Source organism: Bradyrhizobium forestalis (genome assembly GCF_002795245.1).
In the GTDB taxonomy this organism is placed as follows: Bacteria; Pseudomonadota; Alphaproteobacteria; order Rhizobiales; family Xanthobacteraceae; genus Bradyrhizobium; species Bradyrhizobium forestalis.
Genome location: NZ_PGVG01000120.1, coordinates 1 through 1020, shown reverse-complemented (window position 1 = coordinate 1020; position 1020 = coordinate 1). Strand labels below are relative to the sequence as shown.

Sequence of the window (1020 nt, the reverse complement as noted above, 5' to 3'; positions counted from 1 at the left end):
CGTAGTTACCCGTGGCAAGGCGCTCCGCCATCGGCTGAACGCTCTTGCGATCGCCAGGACCGATCAGTCCCGCAACATACAGAGGACACATCCGCTGCCGAGTCTTATGACCCAGCCGGTCCAAGAACGGCATCAGCCAGCGTTCAAGTTCGTCTTCCCATCCCGCCATGGTCAGCCCTCCAAGAGCCGACCACCCATGAATCATTGAAAAATTGATTCGGGAATCCTATAAAGCACCGCAAAACCGACAATCTGCCAAAGTAGTGCTAGTCTAGTATGTGTCACTTTATGTGAGTGGCACGACATGGAGTGGCACGGAGCAGAATGTGTCAAACGCCACCCAGAACAGCCCCGACCCTCGGTTAATGATGTCGCCTGCAGGTTGCCTCCGCCGCTGACTGTGCGGAGGGAGGCGGAGCCGGCCGCAGAGCGGTCAGAGCCTTACTCGCTTGGCGCAGGGCTGGTAGCTGTCGCCACGGATGGTCAGCATCTGGCTGTGGTCCTGGAGCCGGTCGAGATCACGGTGGCGACCACCGTATTAGCATCGCGCCCATCCTGGAATTCGACCGCACCCAACACCCGATGCGGCAGGCGATTCTCGTCGAGCCGGTCGAGCACGTCGGCGGCGTTTTCCGAGTGCCGGACGGAGCTGGCCTAGGCATCGAGATCGACCGCAAGGCACTGGCACGTTTTGTTGGTCGAGTTGGTACTGTCGAGCGGGCGCTCGATCAGGTCTGTGGCCAAGGAGCTCGGTCTTCGGGACTCGGTGCTGCGGCGCTGGGTTGACAAGTTCCGGCAGGAGCCGACAGGGGCGGCGTGGTGCCCCGCCACGCAGGCGACGCCGATGCCGGCGGACCAGGCTTCGGAGATCGCCCTGCTCCGCCAGGAGAACGGTGCGCATACGACGAAGGCCGCCTGATTGACGCATGCGCGCGGGCGTGGGAGCTGTATGACAGCGTTGGGTGAAGGTCAGGCGGCTTGCTGATCGTCGGGCTTGCCGGCTTGGGGCAGAGGCTTCCA

General features: G+C 62.5%; 2 protein-coding genes and 1 pseudogene. 2 read left to right on the top strand and 1 reads right to left on the bottom strand.

Going from position 1 to position 1020, the window contains the following annotated elements:
- Positions 1-205 (bottom strand): transposase (locus CVM73_RS38750; protein WP_146006744.1); only part of this gene is annotated, 205 nt, incomplete at its 3' end.
- 338 nt (positions 206-543) lie between these two features.
- Between CVM73_RS38750 and CVM73_RS41410 the strand changes: the two are divergent.
- Positions 544-693, top strand: a pseudogene (locus tag CVM73_RS41410) (mandelate racemase/muconate lactonizing enzyme family protein); the annotation flags it as partial.
- 1 nt (position 694) lies between these two features.
- The gene (locus CVM73_RS38740; protein ID WP_158237663.1) at positions 695-919 is read left to right on the top strand and encodes a transposase; all 225 of its coding nucleotides are present in this window, start codon (positions 695-697) and stop codon (positions 917-919) included.
- Positions 920-1020 lie beyond the last annotated feature (101 nt).